The sequence below is a fragment of the Moorena sp. SIO3I6 genome (assembly GCF_010672095.1).
On record NZ_JAAHHU010001263.1, the window covers coordinates 1 to 1,481 of the forward strand.

2 pseudogenes are annotated in these 1,481 nt (G+C 46.9%); both read right to left on the minus strand.

Going from position 1 to position 1,481, the window contains the following annotated elements:
- A pseudogene (locus F6K49_RS48365) lies at nucleotides 1-275 on the minus strand (hypothetical protein); the annotation flags it as partial.
- 295 nt (nucleotides 276-570) lie between these two features.
- A pseudogene (locus F6K49_RS48370) lies at nucleotides 571-1,481 on the minus strand (metallophosphoesterase); the annotation flags it as partial.

Here is a 1,481-nt window from a genome sequence, read left to right on the forward strand (position 1 = left end):
TATTGTTGGTCTTGATAGTCGAATACTTTAGGCGCACGAGTGGGGACATAACGACCAGGAGCTCCAAAGCTAACATCCAAGAAGTTTTGCACAGAACTGTCTTGTACGATAGCGTAGGCAACTTCTTGGGGAGAGGTAGCTTCTGCGTCACCTTCACTTTCGTCCCTCTCTTCTTCTTGATCACGGTTGCGGAAATAATCCACAGCCATTTTAGTTCCGACCGCACCGACTGCTGCTATACCAGCACCCATTAGTATGTTGCGCAGTTTACTCATTTGTTGTTATGGCCTATGACTATCAACGATTTAAATAGTAACACTATAGGATAAAGAGATAGGGAGATGGGGAGATGGGGAGATGGGGAGATGGGTAAGGGCTATGTGGGTCACCTGCGGAAGCACCTTGTAAGCCTTATGGGAAGCACCTTTGGCGGCACTGACTACCTTTGACCGCGCTGCATCCGTGCTCCCTGCTCCCTGCTCCCTGCTCCCTGCTCCCAGATCCGCTGTTCCCAGATCCGCTGTTCCCTAAAAAAAACCAAAACTTTCTACCTCACCTAATTAAGAATTACTATAGATTCTGGATCACAAAGGGTTTGATAGCACTACTACTCCACTTATTCTTGAGTTTCTCAACTATAAATGGCCGAATTACAAACTTAGGGGGCACACCGTTATGTACATCAATCCGTAGGAAAGTATGAGCAGAGCGCACTGTTCTGCCTTTACCTTTGCGTCCGATAAATAAAAGCGATCGCGCCACCATTTGAACATAACCGCCCTGACTAATTTCCATCACTTCAACCCCATCTTTGCGCTGACCCCGCAAACTAGCACCACTTCCGCCACAGACCAGCCAATTTAAATTGGAGTCAGCATGTTTAGTATCAAAGGTACGCAAATGCTCAAAGCAATGGGCGTGTCCACTTAAGATTAAATCTACCAGTGGCCGTTTTTCGGGTAGGGAACCAATAGCAGCAGCGACCTGATCTAATACTTGGCGTAAATGGCCACGAACTGCGATCGCATCTGGCTGCTCCCATCGACTTGTTTCCGTTGAATAAGGAGAGTGATGAAGATAGATCACTCGTCCCCTTACCTGAGGATCATGCCAAGAATCAATTAACCGTTGCTGTAACCAGTCTAGTTGCTCTCGGTCAGGACCAGCCTTAGGTTTAGAGGAAGACTCAGAACTACAAAAGGTATTGGAATCAAGGGCAAAAAAGTCAATGCCGCCATATCTAAAGGTATAGTAGCGATTAGGTAGGCGGGTAAAGTGACCAGGTTGGTAGCGCAGGCATCTTCCCGTTTTGGTCTTGGCCGTATAGTGTTGGTTGAGGTACTCAGCTAAATTACGGCGCTTGTGAGGCTGATTCAAACAATCAAGAAAAGCGTGAGCATAGGCTTTGCCTTGGTAAGAACTATCCCAACCTAGGGTCAACCCTAACTGAGATTTTAACCAACGGCGTAGAGGTAAACTTA